Genomic DNA, 4,435 nt, shown 5'->3' with positions numbered 1-4,435 from the left:
TATAAATACTTTCCATTGTAGAGAGTGATTACATTTTTGTATTTGTACAAAATCTCCCCTTTTAACACATCAATTTATATGAGGTAAGGACGTGTCTCAGAGTAAATCTTTAATGAGCAACATCGGCTTTCAAGTCGTAATTGCAATGATTGTAGGTACAGCAGTTGGCGCAATGATGGGGCAATCTGCAACTATTTTTGCTCCATTGGGCGCAATTTTTATCAACTTGATCAAAATGCTTGTGATTCCACTGGTAGCAGTTGCATTAATCTCTGGTGCTGCGGGTCTAGGTAATAGCTCAAATGCAGGAAAAGTTGGTGTTGCTACGCTTGGATATTTCGGTCTTACTTCTGCACTAGCAGTAGCACTAGCTCTATTTATGGGTGAAGTATTCGAACCGGGTCTTGGCATTGACGTTTCAGGCGTTGAAGGAATGTTCTCTTCTGAATATGCTGCGAAAGGTGAATTACCTACTTTCTGGGCTACCGTTACAGGAATGATCCCGACTAACGTTTTTCAATCTTTGAACGAAGCAAATATCCTACAAATTTTAGTATTTTGCCTATTCTTCGGTATTGCTCTTTCAAAACAAGCTAAAGAAAAACGTGAACCAATCCTTAACGGTGTAAATGCTATCGTTGATAGTTTCGTATGGATGATTAACAAAGTGATGGTTATAGCTCCATTAGGCGTTTTTGGACTAATGGCTGAAGCTGTTGGAACGTTTGGTTTTGGTGCATTGATGGTCGTATTTAAACTATTCGTAGTTTATGTTGCGGCTATACTTATCTTCGGTTTCGTTGCTTATCCATTAATGGTTCAAATCTTCACTAAAACTTCTGCTAAGAAGTTCCTAGTCGCAATGAAGAAACCACAAGCTGTTGCTCTATCTACTGCATCTTCAATGGCAACTCTTCCAGTTACAATGGATACTGTTGAAAACGAGCTAGGTGTTAAAAATTCTACTGCTTCTTTTGTTCTGCCACTAGGTGCAACAATCAATATGAGTGGTAACGCAATTTACTACGGTCTTGTTGCTATCTTCTTTGCACAGCTATTCAACATTGATCTGTCAATGGGTGCTTACATTGCAATTATTCTAACCTCTACCCTTGGTGCGGTTGGTCAAGCTGGGGTCCCTGGACCTTCGTTTCTTGTAGTAGCAGTGTTACTTGCGGCAGGTATTCCAATTGAAGGTCTACCGCTTCTTTTCGCTCTTGACCGTATCTTTGACATGATACGAACTGCTCTAAACATCACTGGTGATGCTGCTTGTGCGGTGATCATTGATGCAATTGCGGAAGAAGAAAAAGAAATAGAAATGAAGAAGCAAGAAGCTTAAATCATAAAAACTATAATAAATACTTTTTAAACCACTCTTCGGAGTGGTTTTTTATTGTCCAATCGCACCTAAAACCGAAGTCTTTCCTACGAAAACCGTTATTTTAGTGACAATACCTTGAGATATGAACCCGGTGTGAGATACTTCAAGATTAGGTATGTGTGAACTGTATGCTGCGAATAACGACTTGAAATGACTCTCAACCCAACCTTTAACTTAAACGATGACCAAAGAAAGTGGTTAGATGAGTTGGTATCGAACCAAGTCAAAGACCTCGGTATTTACATCAGGTCACTAAAGCGTCTTAACGACTTTGCTTCTATCGTGCCAGATCAGCCACAAAACCAACAGTTTATTGATGAATTTTTAAACACTTACCTGTTCAATTTGGTGAGCACAAACGAGTTGAAGCCGAACACGGCAAAGGCTTACTACAACGTTTGTTTTAGGTTTATCACTTGGGTCACGAGTGATAATCAGCTTAAGAAACAAAATTTTGGAAAAATATTCTCTAATGTTGTTATTAAAGACATTAATCAAGAATTAGATTTCAATATTTTATTTTCTGAAAAGAATGCAATTGATAAATGCTCTATAGAATTCAAATTAATAGTTACAATCACTCTGAGAGAAAAAAACTTAAGAATAGAAGATGTTATTTCATTATCAATTGATGACTTAGGGCTTATACAAAACATTAAGTTAAGAAGTGCTTTAAAAAATTATATATTTTCAAATAGACGATTTTCAAGATTAGAAAAGGTTAGAAATGAGCTACCGAACAATAAAGTTTTTTATAGTCAAAGAGGCGAGTTATTCTCTTTAGATTCTTTCCGTAGTCGTTTATCTGATCTGAACAAGGTTTTAAATAATAATAACGTCCATATAACTTCAAAGGTTCTTAGACAATTCTCCATTACTGATGAAGAAGTATGTGTATTGATTAGTGGAATAATTAATGAGTAAACAAACGCAGTTAAAGGCATTGGTTGAGAAGTATCAAAACGATATTAATTATTATTGCTCTGCCAAATATAACGAAACTCAACTAAGAACTGATTTTTTGGATCAGCTCTTCTCAATACTCGGCTGGGACATAACTAACGCAGCAGGAAAGCTGACAAACGAGCGTGAAGTGTTAGTGGAAGAAGGATTAAAGGCTAGAGCTGGCGATAACACCAAAAAGCCTGATTATACCTTTAGACTATTCTCTGACCGTAAATTCTTTCTTGAAGCTAAAAAGCCTAGTGTCGATGTATCAACCGCTATAAATCCTGCTCTACAAGTTAGACGATACGGTTTCACCGCTAAGTTAAAAATTTCAGTCTTATCGAACTTTGAATATACAGCAATCTATGACTGTTCTAATCAAGTAAAAGAAACAGACTCCGTATCAAACTCTAGAATCAAGTTGTATCACTTCACTGAATTGGTCGATAAGTTTGATGAAATTAATAATCTGATTGGGCGTGAGAGTGTTTACACTGGTCAATTTGATAATGAATGGTCAGAAATTGAAAGTAAGATACTAAGATTCAGTGTTGATGACCTATTTCTTAAACAAATTAACGACTGGCGTTTACTTCTTGCAAGTGAATTTTTGCAGATAAAAAATGAACTTTCAGAAGAAAAATTAAACGACCTCGCTCAAAATTACATAAATAGTATTGTTTTTCTTCGTGTTTGTGAAGATAGAGACTTGGAAGAATACGAAACTCTTTATCACTTCGCACAAGAAAAAGATTTTCAATCTTTAGTCAAGAAATTAAAAACGTCAGATAAGAAGTATAATTCAGGATTATTCGCATTAGAATACATTGATGAACTAATCAATAACACCAACTCTTGCATTTGGAATATTATTGAACAACTTTACTTCCCTCAAAGCACATATTCTTTCTCTGTTTTCTCTTCTGATATTCTAGGGAACATATATGAAGTATTCTTAAGTGAGAAAGTTCGTGTTGATGAGCTTGGAAACGTTCAGATTCAACCGAAAGAAGAACATATTGATCGAGATGTTGTTACTACTCCAACCCATATTGTAAAAGAAATTATCAGAAATACGGTAGTTGAATACTGTAAAGATAAATCAGACGTTGAGATATTAAACTCGAAATTTGCTGATATAGCTTGTGGTTCAGGTGCTTTTATTATTGAAGTGTTCCAATCTCTTCAAGATATCCTTGTTGATTATTATTTAAAAAATGATAAATCTAAACTTCAACAACTTTCCGAACATACATACAAACTAAATCTTGAAGTAAAAAAAGAAGTTCTTTGTAACTGTATTTTCGGTATAGATAAAGATTATAACGCAACAAAAGCTTGTGCTTTTGGTTTGCTTTTGAAGCTACTAGAAGGTGAAACAAAAGAAACTATAGGAAAAACCACACCTATTCTTCCTGCAATCGAAACAAACATATTGTTTGGTAATAGTTTAATTGATAGCTGTGATAAAGTTAAACAAGATGATATTTGTTCGATAAATCCTTTTGAGTTATCGAACTATCAATTCGATGTGATTGTTGGTAATCCGCCTTATATGGCAACTGAACATATGAAGCAGTTGACATCTAAAGAACTAGACATTTACAAGAAAAAATATAAATCAGCTTTTAAACAATTCGACAAATACTTTTTATTTGTTGAACGTTCAATGCAAGTTCTTAAAGATGGTGGTTACTTAGGTTATATCCTTCCTTCTAAGTTCATAAAGGTAGGTGCAGGTAAAAATCTACGCAAGCTGTTAGCAGACAACAAATACTTGTCAAAGTTCATTTCTTTTGGTTCACATCAAGTATTTGAAAACAAAACGACTTACACTTGTTTATTATTTTTAAATAAATCGGAACACGATGATTTTTCTTTTTATGAAGTAAAAGACTTTAAAAAGTGGTTAACTCGTGAAGATAAATCGCTTCTATCGAGCACATATCAAACAAGTTCACTTGATTCTGATACTTGGGTTCTAGAAAAGAAAACAAATGACATTTTAAACTTAATGTTTTCAAAATCTGAACAATTAGGCGATATTTTAGGAAAAAGCAATGTTGCAAATGGCATTCAAACAAGTGCTAATAACTATTACAT

The 4,435-nt window shown here is 34.5% G+C and carries 3 protein-coding genes; all 3 read left to right on the top strand.

Features of this window, described 5'->3' with window-relative positions:
* Positions 1–112: 112 nt before the first annotated feature.
* Positions 113–1,342 (top strand): dicarboxylate/amino acid:cation symporter, encoded by a 1,230-nt coding sequence (locus tag HGG78_RS18440; protein ID WP_172533778.1) that lies wholly within the window; start codon positions 113–115, stop codon positions 1,340–1,342.
* A gap of 192 nt (positions 1,343–1,534) precedes the next feature.
* Positions 1,535–2,308: a hypothetical protein gene (locus HGG78_RS18435; RefSeq protein ID WP_172533777.1), complete on the top strand. Its 774-nt coding sequence runs from the start codon at positions 1,535–1,537 to the stop codon at positions 2,306–2,308.
* A partial coding sequence (locus HGG78_RS18430) for an Eco57I restriction-modification methylase domain-containing protein (protein WP_172533776.1) occupies positions 2,301–4,435 on the top strand: 2,135 nt, incomplete at its 3' end. The genes HGG78_RS18435 and HGG78_RS18430, both read left to right, overlap by 8 nt.

The sequence above is a fragment of the Vibrio aestuarianus genome, assembly GCF_012395185.1.
GTDB lineage: Bacteria > Pseudomonadota > Gammaproteobacteria > Enterobacterales > Vibrionaceae > Vibrio > Vibrio aestuarianus.
This window is presented reverse-complemented; position numbering and strand designations above follow the sequence as displayed.

Coding starts and splice junctions, on each gene's coding strand:
- HGG78_RS18440 (WP_172533778.1), top strand. CDS start 113: ATGAGCAACATCGGCTTTCAAGTCGTAATTGCAATGATTGTAGGTACA.
- HGG78_RS18435 (WP_172533777.1), top strand. CDS start 1,535: ATGACTCTCAACCCAACCTTTAACTTAAACGATGACCAAAGAAAGTGG.